This window comes from Enterobacter sp. JS8-1 (genome assembly GCF_049187015.1).
Taxonomy (GTDB): Bacteria; Pseudomonadota; Gammaproteobacteria; order Enterobacterales; family Enterobacteriaceae; genus Enterobacter; species Enterobacter mori.
On the sequence record NZ_CP185805.1, the window covers coordinates 2,305,005 to 2,320,256 of the forward strand.

General features: G+C 53.9%; 13 protein-coding genes. 7 read left to right on the forward strand and 6 right to left on the reverse strand.

Annotated features, from left to right (window positions below; translation table 11 throughout):
- Positions 1-97: 97 nt before the first annotated feature.
- Together ACOQH0_RS10930 and ACOQH0_RS10935 are read left to right on the forward strand one after the other, a co-directional pair.
- Positions 98-2,263, forward strand: a complete 2,166-nt coding sequence (locus ACOQH0_RS10930; protein WP_421512247.1) for a type I secretion system permease/ATPase — start codon at positions 98-100, stop codon at positions 2,261-2,263.
- Positions 2,260-3,435: an HlyD family type I secretion periplasmic adaptor subunit gene (locus ACOQH0_RS10935; RefSeq protein ID WP_421512248.1), complete on the forward strand. Its 1,176-nt coding sequence runs from the start codon at positions 2,260-2,262 to the stop codon at positions 3,433-3,435. The genes ACOQH0_RS10930 and ACOQH0_RS10935 overlap by 4 nt, the downstream gene beginning before the upstream one ends.
- A gap of 35 nt (positions 3,436-3,470) precedes the next feature.
- Here ACOQH0_RS10935 and ACOQH0_RS10940 read toward each other — a convergent pair whose 3' ends face one another.
- Positions 3,471-4,355 (reverse strand): MarR family transcriptional regulator, encoded by an 885-nt coding sequence (locus ACOQH0_RS10940; protein ID WP_421512249.1) that lies wholly within the window; start codon positions 4,353-4,355, stop codon positions 3,471-3,473.
- Positions 4,356-4,643: 288 nt separating this feature from the next.
- On the opposite strand from ACOQH0_RS10940, the gene ACOQH0_RS10945 reads away from it, so the two are divergent.
- Complete coding sequence (locus tag ACOQH0_RS10945) at positions 4,644-6,107, forward strand: EAL domain-containing protein (RefSeq protein WP_421512250.1); 1,464 nt, start codon at positions 4,644-4,646, stop codon at positions 6,105-6,107.
- A gap of 25 nt (positions 6,108-6,132) precedes the next feature.
- On the opposite strand, the gene ACOQH0_RS10950 is transcribed toward ACOQH0_RS10945, so the two are convergent.
- The gene (locus tag ACOQH0_RS10950; RefSeq protein WP_089601338.1) at positions 6,133-6,405 is read right to left on the reverse strand and encodes a DUF883 family protein; all 273 of its coding nucleotides are present in this window, start codon (positions 6,403-6,405) and stop codon (positions 6,133-6,135) included.
- A gap of 134 nt (positions 6,406-6,539) precedes the next feature.
- Complete coding sequence (locus ACOQH0_RS10955) at positions 6,540-7,016, reverse strand: GNAT family N-acetyltransferase (RefSeq protein WP_089601340.1); 477 nt, start codon at positions 7,014-7,016, stop codon at positions 6,540-6,542.
- Between the two features lie 91 nt (positions 7,017-7,107).
- Here ACOQH0_RS10955 and ACOQH0_RS10960 point away from each other — a divergent pair, with 91 nt between their 5' ends.
- Positions 7,108-8,031 carry a LysR family transcriptional regulator gene (locus ACOQH0_RS10960; protein WP_421512251.1) on the forward strand — a complete coding sequence of 308 codons (924 nt, stop codon included), beginning with the start codon at positions 7,108-7,110 and terminating at the stop codon, positions 8,029-8,031.
- A 28-nt stretch (positions 8,032-8,059) separates the two neighbouring features.
- On the opposite strand, the gene ACOQH0_RS10965 is transcribed toward ACOQH0_RS10960, so the two are convergent.
- The gene (locus tag ACOQH0_RS10965; protein ID WP_421512252.1) at positions 8,060-8,563 is read right to left on the reverse strand and encodes a YbjP/YqhG family protein; all 504 of its coding nucleotides are present in this window, start codon (positions 8,561-8,563) and stop codon (positions 8,060-8,062) included.
- Positions 8,563-8,931: a hypothetical protein gene (locus ACOQH0_RS10970; protein WP_421512253.1), complete on the reverse strand. Its 369-nt coding sequence runs from the start codon at positions 8,929-8,931 to the stop codon at positions 8,563-8,565. The genes ACOQH0_RS10965 and ACOQH0_RS10970 overlap by 1 nt, the downstream gene beginning before the upstream one ends.
- 233 nt (positions 8,932-9,164) lie before the next feature.
- Here ACOQH0_RS10970 and ACOQH0_RS10975 point away from each other — a divergent pair, with 233 nt between their 5' ends.
- The 3 genes from ACOQH0_RS10975 to ACOQH0_RS10985 all read left to right on the forward strand — a co-directional run bounded on the left by ACOQH0_RS10975 (position 9,165) and on the right by ACOQH0_RS10985 (position 12,633).
- Positions 9,165-9,440 (forward strand): metal/formaldehyde-sensitive transcriptional repressor, encoded by a 276-nt coding sequence (locus ACOQH0_RS10975; RefSeq protein WP_003857256.1) that lies wholly within the window; start codon positions 9,165-9,167, stop codon positions 9,438-9,440.
- Between the two features lie 30 nt (positions 9,441-9,470).
- Positions 9,471-10,589, forward strand: coding sequence for an S-(hydroxymethyl)glutathione dehydrogenase/class III alcohol dehydrogenase (locus ACOQH0_RS10980; RefSeq protein ID WP_182402205.1), 1,119 nt, complete (start codon positions 9,471-9,473; stop codon positions 10,587-10,589).
- Between the two features lie 352 nt (positions 10,590-10,941).
- The gene (locus ACOQH0_RS10985) at positions 10,942-12,633 is read left to right on the forward strand and encodes a methyl-accepting chemotaxis protein (protein ID WP_029485074.1); all 1,692 of its coding nucleotides are present in this window, start codon (positions 10,942-10,944) and stop codon (positions 12,631-12,633) included.
- Positions 12,634-12,721: 88 nt separating this feature from the next.
- On the opposite strand, the gene ACOQH0_RS10990 is transcribed toward ACOQH0_RS10985, so the two are convergent.
- Entirely contained in the window at positions 12,722-15,106 is a 2,385-nt protein-coding gene (locus ACOQH0_RS10990) for a glucose/quinate/shikimate family membrane-bound PQQ-dependent dehydrogenase (RefSeq protein ID WP_421512254.1), read from the reverse strand.
- Between the last annotated feature and the right edge of the window lie 146 nt (positions 15,107-15,252).

A 15,252-nucleotide genomic window follows, 5' to 3' on the forward strand; every position in this document is an offset into this window, starting at 1 on the left:
TATTTTGCGGGCTCGTTTAGAAGGTGTTCGATTCTTAACCATCCCGTGAAGGTATCATTTCAGTGCGAAATTATCGCCCTGAACAGGACGTAGCATTATGAAGACACATCCACAGTACGAACCCTGGCTGCAGGGCATGCTCACCATCGCGAAGCACTATCGGCTGGACTTTTCGACGGAGCACGTTCGGGTCACGATTAACCATGAAAGTCAGTCTCCGCGCCAGCTGGTGCTGGAGGAGATGGCGCGCCAGCTTGGGCTGGGGATGCGTGTGGTGGCGGCTGAAGCGGTATCCCTCGACCCGTGGCGCCTGCCGCTGCTGGCGGAGTTCACCGGTGGACAAATCGCGGTCATTAACCGCATGGACAGCGAAGGCAACGTCAGCCTGCAGTTCAGCGGTGACGCGGGGCTGGAGACGACGCTGACGCGTGACGAACTCGGGACGCGGTTAAAGGGGCTGATGGTGTTGCGCCCGCTCGAATCCACGCCGGATGCTCGCGTGGACGACTACATCAAACCCTATGAGAAAAACTGGTTCTGGCAGCTGGCGCTGAAAGACTGGCGACGTTACAGCGACATCATGCTGGTGGCGCTGGTCGCCAACGTGCTGGCGCTTTCCGGCATGGTCTTCTCCATGCAGGTGTACGACAGGGTGGTTCCGTCGCAGTCGGAAGCCACGCTGTGGGTGCTGTTTGGCGGCGTGATGATTGCCATTCTGTTCGAATTCATCATGCGCATGCTGCGCGTGCATATTTCTGACGTGGTGGGGAAACGCGCCGACCTGCGTATCTCAGAACGCGTGTTTGCCCACGCGCTGCGGATTAAAAACGGTGCACGCTCGAAATCGACCGGATCGTTTATCGCGCAGATCCGCGAGCTGGAGTCGGTGCGCGAGCTCATCACCTCGACCACCATTGCGGCCATTTCCGATCTGCCGTTCTTCCTGCTATTCGTCTTCATTCTGTGGATGATTGGCGGACCGCTGGTGCTGGTGGTCCTGCTCGCCGTGCCGCTGCTGCTTATTCCCGGCCTGCTGGTGCAGCGCCCGCTGGGGAAACTCTCCAGCGAAGGGATGCGCGAATCCGCCATTCGTAACGCCACGCTGGTGGAAGCGGTGCAGGGCCTTGAAGATATTAAGCTGATGCGCGCCGAACAGCGTTTCCAGAACCAGTGGAATAACACCAATGACGTTGCCGCCAGCGTCGGTATGAAGCAGCGCTGGCTGACGGGCCTGCTGCTCACGTGGACGCAGGAGGTACAGTCAATCGTCTATGCGGTGGTACTGCTGGTTGGCTGTTACCTGGTCATCAGCGGCGACATGACCACCGGTGCGCTGGTAGGGACCTCGATTCTGGCATCGCGCACTATCGCGCCGCTGTCGCAGATCTCAGGCGTGCTCTCGCGCTGGCAGTCGGCAAAGGTGGCGCGCAAGGGGCTGGACGACCTGATGCAGCGCCCGATTGACGATCCGCAGCACGGCAAGAAGGTGCACAAAGCCCACCTGCGCGGCGACTATAGCCTTGAGGACGTCGGGTTTTATTACGACGAGGAAGAGAAACTCACCGTGCTCAACATCAGCAAGCTGCAGATCCGCGCCGGGGAGCGCGTGGCGGTGCTTGGGCGTAATGGCTCCGGTAAAAGCACGCTGTTACAGCTTCTGGCGGGCATGCAGGAGCCGCAGCAGGGCAGTATCCTGCTCGACGATATTGCCCTCAATCATCTGGACCCGGCCGACGTGCGTCGCGACATGCAGCTGCTTAGCCAGCAGGCCCGGCTGTTCTTTGGCTCCGTGCGGGACAACATTCTGATGGGCAACCCGCTGGCCACCGACGACGAGATTCATCAGGCGCTGGTCAACAGCGGCGCGCTGGAGTTTGTGCGTAAGCAGAAAATGGGGCTGAACACCATCATCAACGAGGGCGGAACGGGCCTCTCCGGCGGACAGCGTCAGGCGCTATTGCTGGCGCGCGCGCTGATCGTCTCACCCAATATCCTGCTGCTGGACGAACCGACCGCCTGGCTGGACGAAATGAGCGAGAAGCAGTTCATACAGCATCTCCACAAATGGCTGGGTAAACGCCGGACGCTGGTGGTAGCGACGCATCGGCTGCCGATTCTGGATTTGGTGGACCGCATCATCGTGTTGGAAAACGGCAAGGTGGTGATGGACGGCCCGCGCGATGCGATCCTGCACCAGCACGGTATGGCACCGCAGAAAGCCGCACAGCGTACCGTCACCATGAAAACGGAGGGCGTGGCATGAATGATTTCTCTCGCTTTAACAGCCGTCTGAAAGAGCCGCGCCTGCCGCGCTCGTCACTGGTGGCATGGTCGCTGTTCGCCCTGCTGGCGGTCTTTATCGTCTGGGCGAGCCTGTTCAAGCTGGATGAGGTGACGACCGGCAGCGGTAAGGTGATCCCGTCCTCCCACGAGCAGGTGATCCAGTCCCTTGAAGGGGGGATTATCCACAGCCTGATGGTGCGCGAGGGCGATATTGTTGAACGCGGCCAGCAGCTCGCGCAGCTTGACCGGACAAAAACCGAATCCAGCGTGCTGGAGAGCGAGTCTCGCCTGAATGCGGCGCTGGCAACGGCGGCGCGCCTGAAGGCCGAGGTGAACGATACGGAACTTGCGTTCCCGGAAGAGCTGGATGACGACGTTGAGCTGGTTAAACAGGAAACGGCGCTCTACCAGTCCCGTCGTGAGAGCCTCGAAAAAGGGCTGGCCGGTTTACGTCAGGGCGCCGAGCTGGTGCAGCGCGAGCTGTCGTTGACCCGTCCGCTGGTGACCCAGGGGGCGGCCAGCAAGGTTGAGGTATTACGTCTTGAGCGTCAAAAAAATGAGCTTGAGAATAAAATCACCGAGATGAAAAACCAGTATTACGTTCGCGCCCGTGAAGAGCTGGCGAAAGCCAATGCGGAGATTGAAGCCCAGCGTTCGGTGATGAAGGGACGTGAGGACTCCCTGACCCGGCTGACCTTCAATGCGCCGGTTCGCGGGATCGTGAAGGATATTGACGTCACAACCGTGGGAGGCGTTATCCCGCCGAACGGCAAGCTGATGAGCCTGGTCCCGCTGGACGATCAGATGGTGGTCGAAGCGAAAATTTCGCCGCGCGACGTCGCCTTTATTCATCCCGGCCAGAAAGCGCTGGTGAAAATTACGGCCTATGACTATTCCATTTACGGCGGACTGGAAGGGGAAGTGACCATGATTTCCCCGGACACCTTGCAGGATGAGGTGAAAAGGGATGTCTACTACTACCGCGTCTATATTCGTACCGACAGTAACCATCTGACCAATAAGCAAGGTCAGGAATTTCCGGTCTTTCCGGGCATGATTGCTACCGTTGATATTAAAACCGGCAGCAAAACCATTCTGGATTATCTGTTGAAGCCGCTGAACAAGGCGAAAGAGGCACTGCGGGAAAGATAAGATAGTGGCGTTCGGGATCCCGAACGCCATGTGAATTAAACCGTTGACGTCACGTTGTTGAGGTGGCGTCGTTCTTTCGGAACCACGTTGATGTAATGCGTGACATACGCGAAATACAAACCGGCATAATTTTCCACCAGTTCGAGAAAGGCCGGGTAAATCGACATCCTTCCATCACCCCGATCTTTAAGGTAGCCCGCCTCTTGCGCGGTTTTGATAATTCGGTTGACGTGAATGCGTGAAACAAAAAATTCCTTAGCGAGCGTGCTGGCAGAATAATCAATAATTGCGCCATGTGCTGATTTATTTTTTACCGCCTGTAGATAAAGATATAGCATAATCATTCGGCCTCCGTCTTTATCGATAAATAACCCCACTTCCGGTAAAACCTTCCTGAACGTTAATCCCCGAAAAAGGTATTCCGCCGCGCGGCGGAAAAAGTTATTTCTTAAAATGTCATTGTCCAACAAATTGACATCAATATTAAACGCAGGATACAGAATGCTGACGGGTATAAATGCGCCGGACATATAGCGTTTAAGTTCATTTAATCCTTTTTCGGTTGGGGCGATTCTTGTTTTTCGCCTGTCTTCCGTACAGCGCCAGGTCCTGATGCGCCCGGTGGTTCGAAGTATCGTAATGATCGCAATGACGCTGTTGGGGCTGGCTATTTTATAGCGTGAACATAACTCTTTAATCTCTGAAACTGACTCGGCTTGATTTCCAAAAATAAAACAACACATGGAGAGAATAATGTTAAACCGTGATTCCTGCAGCATTGTTTTGTAGAACAAAGGTTGTTTTTTATAGATGGTGTCATTAATTGCGTAGTGCTCTAATATTGCCTCACCGAATCGCGGGTTGTTCTTTATAACATCCCTTCGATGTAGCAAGGCCCTGGATGAGATGTGATTATCCATAGCGTTTTTCTCGTGTTTAATGAACCGATAGATGAAGTGTTAAGCCTTCTTTTTCGGAATATTCATTATACCTGAGAAACTGTCGTTTGCGGTCGTTATTTGAAAAGAAAGATATATTTTCAGTCATGATAATGGGCAGGTGATTAACGCAAAGATGTTCCGATCAATGGCGTCGATAACGATATCTTAACCACTCAGTGTGCTGTAAAATCATTATTCAAGCCAGGTGAATTAAGTTTTTTGCATTTATAAAAATGAGATTGGCGCTTTCGTGCCCAGGAGCAGGTTATGACTCAAAAAACGTCTCTCAGAAATACTGCTTGCGATGAGCAAAAATTTGTCATCTCAACCTGCTGTTTCACATTTCAGGGATATTGTCTGCTGCTCAAACAGTATGGGATAAACGCCTCACTTATACACTTTGAAGAAGATGAGGTGCACCAACGAGATCTTGAAGATGTCGTTAAAAATCAGCACGCTAGCGTTTCAGTGTTTCTTGGGAAGGGCGTTGTGGAACTTCTTGCCAGCCTGAAGCGGCTGGCATCAGTGCTGAACGCGCTGCCCGTTATTCGACGCGTAACCCTGTATGGTGATATCCCCGATGGTTGGCTCTATTGTACGCTGAGAAGCCTTTTAAATAATAGCCAGCAATTGTCAGTGATTCGTATATCCAGCGTTGCTGATTTGGCATCCAGCCTTAATATTCGCGGCGAAAAGCTTAAGGAACGTTCGCGCTTATTACGCAGCCAATATATGGCATCCGCCAACCAGGTAAAAATAAAAGGCTTAACAAAAAGAGAGATTGATGTTTTATTACGCTTCTACCGAGGGATGTCCGTAAAAGAGCAGTGTGAAAGCACGGGGTTGTCTAATAAAACTATTTATACTCACCGTAAGGAAGGGATGAATAAATTACATGTGATTAGACAATGGCTAAACGATCCGCGCAATTTCAGAGCGGAAAGCCGTGACGTCCTGCCCAATAGAAATGAAGGATTCACCGATAAAGAAGTCGATATTTATAACGCACTGTTGAAAAGGGAAATATTTCCAGCGTATCAGATCATTACCGATCGTGATAAAAAAGGGGTAGGCTTTGAGATACTCATTCGCTGGAATAAAAACGGTAAAATTGTTAAGCCCGCCAGCTTCCTTAATGATATCTCACATCATGAAATATGGTTAAAGATTACGGCGTTGGTCATCCACGCCGCCGTTTGCGGAATTAATAAATATAATGGAAAGTTTTATTTTTCCGTGAATATTCCACCACGTCTGGCCTCCGGGAATGCGCTACCGGATATGGCCAGGAAGGCCACCGGCATGCTGCTCAAACCGCAGTGGGCGGAAAAGCTGGTGTTTGAGTTCGCGGAAAGCATTGATGTGATGAAGGACAGCAGGATCCCTGAAACCATGCGTCTCCTGCGGAACACGGGGTGTAGATTATTTTTGGACGACTGCTTCTCCAACCATCACACCCTGTTCCCCGTCAGGCAGGTGCATTTTGACGGACTGAAGCTTGACCGGGATATCGTCGAACATTTTGTGGCAAATGATAATGACTACCATCTTATTAAAGCGATACAAATTTATAGCGACATGACCGGAACGGATTGCATCGCAGAGGGCGTTGACAGTGAAGAGAAGTTTGAAAAATTAGTTGAGCTGGGGGTGAAAAGCTTCCAGGGCTATTATCTGTCACGGGCTGTGAAAGAGGAAGAATTAGACAGGATGGTAAGGATGTTTAGCTAGAAAATAAAGCCCCGGAGGGCCTTTGTTATTTTCGTCCCAGCAGCAGGCCGAGAACAATACCCACTGCACCGGCGGCAATGAGCCCGGTCAGGGGATTATTCTTAACCGCTTCCGTTACGTCAGAAACGGCATCGCTGGCCTGGGCGGCATATTTTCTCGCCGCACCTTTGACCTGGTGCTTTGGTGAATCTACGAATTCACCAAACTGCTGCTGCGCTGAACCTGCCAGTTCATCAAGCTTATTTTTGGCTTTGTCTTCTGCAAATTGGGTGTTTTTATCAGTACCGAGATCGGACATTTTTACCTCCTTTTGTTGATAATTAAAGGATAGCCGCTCTTTAAGGATGTGAGAGACGAAAGGTTAATTTCGGCACCTGGCAGGGCTGTTTTCGGATATATCTCTGTGCGGAGGACTCGCACAGAGAGACGCTGTTATTCGGCAAAACTCAGCAGCGCTTCGCCATCAAGACGATAGCGAACCCATTCGGACTGCGGCAGCGCGCCTATGCTCAGGTAAAAATCGATGGCGGGCTGGTTCCAGTCCAGCACGCTCCATTCAAGGCGGCCGCACTGCCGTTTTACCGCGAGCTGCGCGATATGTTTCAGCAGCGCTCTTCCCGCGCCTTTTCCACGATAATCCGGGGAAACGTACAGGTCTTCCATGTAAATACCGTTGCGTCCTAGCCAGGTAGAATAGCTGGTGAAGAACACGGCATAGCCGGCGATCTTACCTTCATATTCCGCGATCAACGCTTCGGTTTGACTGCCGGTGCCAAAGAGCGTTTCCCGGATCTCCTCTGGCGTGGTCACGACTTCTTCCGGCGCTTTTTCATACACCGCGAGCTCGTAGATCATGGCGTAAATTGCCGCCGCATCTTCGGGACGGGCCTGACGAATGGTTATGCTCATTGTTTTTCCTGTTTTTGTAGCCTGTATTTCGATTGATGGCGTTAAGCATACGGAGTATTGTCCGAAGAATTAAGTGCAATGAAATCAACAAATGATGAATATTATGCATCCGGCACTGAGACGCCTTGATTTAAACCTGCTGCCCGTTTTCGACGCAATTTACCGCCACCGTTCCGTCCGGCTGGCCGCTGATGAGCTGGCGATGAGCACATCGGCACTGAGCCATGCGCTGTCGCGTTTGCGCATTACCCTTAATGACCCGCTTTTTTTTCGGGAAGGGCATCGCATGTCCCCCAGCGTGTATGCCACTCAGCTTGCGCCTTCTATTGCTTCCGCATTGTCGTTCCTGAATCATGAGCTGACCCCGCAGCCGGAGTTTGACCCGGCCAACAGTACCGAAAGCTTACAAATTGGGATTACGGACTTTACCGCGCTGTGCATTTTCCCCGTGCTGATGCACAAACTGCAGCTTGCTGCCCCGGGTTTGCGTTTCGAATTACGCTATCTGCCGCACAGCCCGGCGCTGACGGAACTGCTGGCAGGTGAAGTGGATCTCGCGCTGGGGTTCAGCACTCAGGATGATACCCGGCACCCTGAACTGGAAGAGATCGACTGGTTTGAAGATGAGTATGTGGTCATCAGCAACGCCCGGCGGACGCGTCTGACGCTGGAGGATTATCTCGCAGCACGACACCTGGTGGTGACGCCATGGAATGAGAAGCAGGGCGTTCTGGACGTGCGGCTCGAACAACTGGGCTATACCCGACAAATTGCGATCAAAACGCCGTCGATGCTCAGCGCGCCCTTTATCGTTGCGGAAAGTGACCTGCTGATGGCGATCCCCCGTTTTGCCGCTGAGAAGCTGGCTGCGGCAGCGGAGCTGAGGATTTTTCCTTTACCGTTTTCGATACGCACGTTTGAAGTGAAAATTTATTCGCATAAACGCAGCGGCCAGCGAGGCGCGACCCGATGGCTTAAGGAAGAGTTGCAAATGCTGGCGCAGGCTGGCCGCTAAACGCCAGAATCCTGACCGAACTTGCTAATTATGGAGAGGTAATACCGGCCGCATATCGTTGTGCGGCAGCAATCGCCCTGTCGTCAAAAATATACTGTTCGAAATGATGGCTTACGTCAGTTACGCGATAAATTTTCCATTTACCATCTTCTGTGCGCAGATACACTTTTAGCTGCAATTTCCGCTCATTACCCACACCCAGCTGAACGTTAACAACTTTTCCGGACGCATAGTTAATCGCATTGCTTACGCTTAGGTCAGGGATCCACTCTGCCGCATAGTCCTGCGTATAGGTAAAATAGTCGGAACCGATAATTTCCTGCTCATAGAGAGAGGATATTTTCTGCAGTCGGGAGAGCGTGTCTTGCGCAATATAGTCACGCATTTTTAGTGAATCGAGATCATCTTCTTTGCTGTCTGTGACGAAAGCCATGAGGTAGAACGTATAAAAATCATGTGTACGTTTTTCAGGCGTAACCATCTGAGTTGCACACCCCGTCAGCAACAGGCACATCAAAAGAACGTTACGCATTAGTTTTTCCTGTAAATCTTGTAAGTAGGTTGTGCGGAGCGATATCCCGGACCACCCCACATATCTCTTTGTCTGAAATCAGAGTACCAGGTTGTGCCGTCATAAATTGCCATATGGCCCGCAGGATTACCGCCATCATAAGGTTGAATAACAACCACGTCGCCTTCCTGTAATATTTCACCTTGCCCTAAAACTCGGAAACCTGCTCGTTCAAGGTTACTGCCATAGTCTTTTGCGTTAGGTGCATTGCCAATATCCACGCCACCTGCACGTATTGCCTTACGCGTAAATTCTCCACAACGACTTTGCGATGAAGTGCCGGCATTCTGGCGTGCGTGTAGAGCTGCTGCGTGTTTGTTCCATGCCATTTGTTAACTCCTGTTGTATAGGAAAAAGTCACTAAACAACGTGAGGTTGAATCCGGTTAGGCAATTAATGTTATTGAAAAATCATATATTTCAGTTGGTTATATCTTTTGGGTTTTCATTTGTTTGGTTGATGATATGCAGTAGATACGTTGTTTTTGCAGCGGAAATAGAAGGTTTACATCACCAGAAAAGTAAAATACCATACCCCCCTATAGTATCTTAACGGAGGGCGTATGCCGCATTCACCCGAAGATAAAAAACGCATTCTCACGCGCGTCCGTCGCATTCGGGGCCAGGTTGATGCCCTTGAACGTGCGCTGGAATCGGGCGATCCCTGCCTTGCCATTTTGCAGCAAATCGCCGCCGTGCGCGGCGCTGCCAATGGCCTGATGGGCGAAATGGTCGAAATTCACCTCAAAGATGAGCTGGTGACGGGGGAGACAACCCCGGATCAGCGGGCAGTTCGGATGGCGGAAGTCGGCCATTTGCTGCGCTCTTATCTAAAATAAACCCACAGACATCACATAAGGGAAGTCATTATGAAATCACGCGCAGCCGTCGCATTTGGTCCAGGCCAGCCGTTAAAAATCGTTGAAATCGACGTTGCACCGCCAAAGAAAGGCGAAGTGCTGATCAAAATTACCCATACCGGCGTGTGCCATACCGATGCGTTTACGCTGTCCGGTGACGATCCTGAAGGCGTTTTCCCGGCGGTGCTTGGCCACGAAGGCGGCGGTATCGTGGTTGAAGTAGGTGAGGGCGTGACCAGCCTGAAGCCGGGCGATCATGTTATTCCTCTCTACACCGCAGAATGCGGCGAGTGTAAGTTCTGTAAATCCGGCAAAACCAACCTCTGTCAGGCCGTTCGCGCTACCCAGGGCAAAGGCCTGATGCCGGACGGTACTACGCGTTTCTCCTACAACGGCGAGCCGATTTATCACTACATGGGCACCAGCACGTTTAGCGAGTACACCGTCTGTGCGGAAATTTCACTGGCGAAGGTCAACCCGCAGGCGCCGCTGGATAAAGTCTGCCTGCTGGGCTGCGGCGTGACCACCGGTATCGGTGCGGTACACAACACGGCGAAAGTGAAAGAAGGCGATACCGTTGCGGTGTTCGGTCTCGGTGGGATTGGTCTGGCGGTGATCCAGGGCGCGGTGCAGGCGAAAGCAGGCCGTATCATTGCTGTCGACACCAATCCGGAGAAATTCAAACTGGCGGGTGAAATGGGCGCGACCGATTTCGTGAACCCGAAAGATTACGAAAAGCCGGTGCAGGACGTGATTGTTGAGCTCACCGACGGCGGCGTTGATTTTAGCTTCGAGTGTATCGGCAACGTGAACGTCATGCGTTCCGCGCTGGAGTGCTGCCACAAAGGCTGGGGCGAAAGCATCATCATCGGCGTGGCGGGTGCGGGTCAGGAGATCAAAACGCGTCCATTCCAGCTGGTGACCGGTCGCGTATGGCGCGGTTCGGCATTTGGCGGCGTGAAAGGGCGTACCCAGCTGCCGGGAATGGTTGAAGATGCGATGGTAGGCAAAATTCAGCTGGATCCGTTCATTACGCACCGTTTGCCGCTGGAGCAGATCAATGAAGCTTTCGATCTGATGCATGAAGGTAAATCCATTCGTACCGTCATTCATTTCGGCGACAAGTAACTCTTCTGCCAGCGGTTTTTCGCCGCTGGCGTTTCTTTAATAATCTTCTCTAAAGTGTGACCAGTGCGGCGTTTTTAGCCGTAATCTAAATCCCTGCCGTGCCGATGACTATCTATACCCGTCATACTTCAAGTTGCCTGTGCGTTGGCCGCACTCGTTCACCCCAGTCACTTACTTATGTAAGTTCCCGGGGATTCACTCCCTTGCCGCGTGACTCGGCCTGTGGCCTCGCCCCTTCGGGGCCAGCGCAAGCGCTGTTCAAAACGGCTAGCCGTTTTGTCATGCAACTCGAATTATTTAGGGTATAACACGCATATTTTTACGCATCTTACCTATAAGAGAGTCGACGGTCATGGACAACACAACTTCGATGCAGGCGCAGCGCAAGCTGGGCTTCTTGCATCACATCAGGCTGGTTCCGCTGTTTTCCTCCATTCTCGGTGGCATTATTCTTCTGTTTGCCTTGAGCGCAGGTCTGGCGGGGTATTTCCTGTTGCAGGCTGATACCGATCAGCAGGATGTCACAGCAGAAATTCAGGTGCGTATGGGGCTTTCGAACAGCTCCAACCATTTACGTACCGCGCGAATCAATATGATCCATGCCGGTGCGGCCAGCCGTATCGCGGAAATGGAGGCGATGAAGCAAAACATTAGCGAGGCGGAAACGCGCATCAAGCAATCGCAGTCAAGCTTTACCGCCTATATGAATCGCGCCGTGCGCACCTCTGCGGACGAAGCGCTGGATGCTGAGCTGAAAGCACGCTATGACGCCTATATAGCGGGGCTGCAGCCAATGGTGAAATTTGCCAAAAACGGCATGTTTGAGGCGATCATCAATCATGAAAACGAAACCGCGCGTCCGCTGGATGACGCCTACAACGCCGTCCTGCTGAAGGCCATCAAAATCCGTACCGATCGTGCCAGCGCGCTAACCGCTCAGGCCCACACCCGTACACAGCTAGGGCTGATGTTTATGGTCGGCGCGTTTGCGCTGGCGCTGGTGTTAACGGCCATGACCTTTGTGGTGCTGCGCCGGACGGTGATTAACCCGCTTCAGCGTGCTGCCACCCGCATTGAGAATATTGCGAAAGGTGATTTAACCATGCCGGACGATCCGACAAGCCGGAGCGAGATCGGTCGCCTGACGCGGGATCTGCAAACCATGCAGCATTCGCTGGTGACCACCGTAGGCACCGTGCGCCAGGGGGCTGAAGAGATTTATCGCGGCACCAGCGAGATCTCTGCGGGAAATACCGACCTCTCTTCTCGTACCGAACAGCAGGCAGCCGCGATTGAGCAGACCGCCGCCAGCATGGAGCAGTTGACCGCAACGGTGAAACAGAACGCCGATAATGCCCATCATGCCAGCAAACTGGCGGAAGATGCTTCCGGCAAAGCCAGCCGCGGCGGCCAGATGGTGTCCGGCGTGGTGAAAACGATGGGCAATATCTCGACCAGTTCGAAGAAAATTTCAGAAATTACCGCCGTGATTAACAGCATTGCCTTCCAGACCAATATTCTGGCGCTGAACGCCGCCGTTGAAGCGGCGCGTGCAGGCGAGCAGGGACGAGGCTTTGCGGTGGTGGCGAGTGAAGTGCGCACGCTGGCAAGCCGCAGCGCCAACGCCGCGAAAGAGATTGAAAGCCTGATCAACGAGTCGGTGACCCTGATTGACCAGGGGTCGGGTGAAGTGGTCGCGGCGGGGAACACCATGAATGAAATCGTCGAGGCGGTGAAGCGCGTCACCGATATCATGCTGGAAATTGCTGCCGCGTCCGACGAGCAGAGCCGTGGCATTGTCCAGGTGAGCCAGGCCATTTCTGAGATGGATAAAGTCACCCAGCAAAACGCCTCGCTGGTGGAAGAAGCCTCAGCGGCCGCGGCATCGCTGGAAGAACAGGGTGCGCGTCTGACGGAAGCAGTAGGGGCATTTCGGCTGAACGGGGCAACGGCGGGGCGTGTGGTAGCGTCTGCGCCAGTGGCGAAGGGTGTGCCATTGCGCCCAGCGGCTACGGTTTCCGGGGATAACTGGGAGACGTTCTGAGTTGCGGGTTTGTCGGGTGGCGCTGCGCTTACCCGACCTACAAAACCAGTCCTCCAAAAAAGGGACCTTTCGGTCCCTTTTTCATCTGTTACTTCTTATCGGGTAACGCATACGCGATAACGTAATCACCGCGATCCGGCGACTGACGTGCTCCGCCTGCATTAATGATGATGTACTGCTTACCGGTTTTCGGTGAAACGTAGGTCATCGGCCCGGACTGGCTGCCTACCGGCAGACGGTCTTTCCAGATCTCTTTCCCGGTGGCGGTATCAAACGCGCGCAGGTAGAAATCCTGAGTACCGGCGAAGAACAGCAGACCAGACTGCGTGGAGAGCGATGCGCCAAGGGTTGGCATGCCGATCGGGATTGGCATATGCATACGAATACCCAGCGGACCGGTATCTTCCACGGTGCCGACAGGAACCTGCCACACCAGCTTGCCGGATTTCAGATCGACCGCTGACATGGTGCCAAACGGCGGTTTCTGGCACGGAATGCCCAGCGGTGACAGGAAGCGCTCACGCATCGCGCCGAACGGCGTGCCGTCCATGGGGACAATCCCCATCTCAATGCCGCTGGCATTTTTCGAAACATTCGCGCGAGGAACCATATAGTTCGCCAGACCCAGACGCATATCGTTGACGAACATCAGGCCGTTGTTCGGGTCAACCGACACGCTGCCCCAGTTCATCCCGCCGAGAGAGCCAGGGAACTGCAGGGAACGGTCGAGGCCCGGTGGGGTGAAGACGCCCTGATGACGCATCTCTTTAAACTGAATACGGCACAGCAGCAGGTCAACAGGCGTCGCCCCCCACATGTCGGATTCAGTCAGCGTCTGGTTGCCAATCATCGGCATGCCCACGGAATACGGCTGGGTTGGGGAGTAGCGTTCACCTTCAACGTTACCCGCCGGAACGGGACGTTCTTCAACCTTCGCCACCGGCTTACCGGTTTCGCGGTTAAGCATGAAGATCATGCCCTGCTTGCTGGTCTGCACCAGCACCGGCGTGGTGCCCCCTTTACCGTCAGGAAGATCGTACAGCAGCGGCTGGGAAGGCAGGTCAAAGTCCCACAGATCGTGGTGGGTGGTCTGGAAATGCCAGCGCACCTGACCGGTCGTTGCGTCGACGGCCACGATGGAGGAGCTGTATTTGTCGTCCAGCGCGGTACGTTCACCCGCCCAGAAGTCCGGGGTGGCGTTGCCGGTTGGCAGATAAATCAGATTGAGTTTTGCATCGTAAGACATGGCTGACCAGACGTTCGGCGTGCCGCGCGTATAGGTCTGGCCTTCCGGCGGCAGGCCGGTGAGGTTCGGATTACCCGGATCCCACGCCCAGGCCAGCTTGCCGGTGTGAACATCGTATGCGCGCACTACGCCCGGCGGTTCGCCGGTGGAGAAGTTATCCGCGACGCGACCGCCGACGACAACGACATTCCCGGCCACCAGCGGCGTGGAGGTCTGCTGATAATACCCAGGCTTAATTTCGCCCATACCGACGCTCAGATCCACGGTGCCGTGGTCGCCGAAGTCTTCGCAGACCTTGCCGTTATCCGCATTGATGGCAATCAGGCGGGCATCGGTAGTCGGCAGGAACAGACGGCGAGGGCATGCCGCAGGCTGTGTCTCCGTCTGTGAGGCTGTCACGCTTGAGCTATCTTCAAAATAGCCCAGACCGCGGCAGCGCTGCCAGTTAGGGGCCGTAGCTTTAGAATCGTAACGCCATTTTTCTTTACCGGAATCTACGTCCAGCGCCAGCACTTTGCTGTACGGCGTACAGACATACAGCGTGTCGCCAATCTGTAACGGGGTATTCTGATCTTCCGCACCCGAGCCGTTGCTCTGCGGGATATCCCCGGTGTGTGCAACCCAGGCGACTTTCAGATCGCTGACGTTTTGCTTGTTAATCTGGTCCAGCGCGGCAAAGCGATCGCCGTGGGTCGTGTTCCCCCAGTGCGCCCAGTTTTTCTGCTGCTCGCCTTCGGCGACAGGTTTTACCGGCACTGATTCATTCGCGGCAACCAGCGTCTGCGGCTTAAACATCCAGCCCAGGCTGACCAGCATGACCACGGCCAGCACGGCGGCAATGCCAAAAGCGGGCGCTTTGTTAACCGGCTCACGGGTATTTGCGGCGCGCAGGAAGGGCCACACAATCGCGCACAGGAACGCCAGCACGGCGAAGGTGAAGAGGCGGGAAAAGAGCGGCCAAAAATCCCAGCCTGCATCGCTTACCGCCCAGAATAACGAGGCGATAAACGCGATACCATACAGCACCATGCCGCTGGTGCGGTTGGTGAATATCAGGATGGCAGCAATTACCATCACCGCACCCATGATCAGGAAGTACAGACTTCCACCTACTGTAGCGAGCTTCAAGCCCAGCCCGCCGACTGCCAGACCGATGAGCATCATCAGTCCGACAAGGAGCCACTGCAGGATACGAGGTAACCCGCGTGGCGCGCTGCCAAATGCCATGTCTATCTCCTTAAACACGCCCGCCCGTCTGGTGTGCTGTGCGCATCTGTACCAATTGGGTCATGCAGGACGGGCGTTATGATGTTTTTACCGTTTGAATAGCGTGAAATTCACTCGTATAAATTCGTGTGCGAACCATTTGGTGA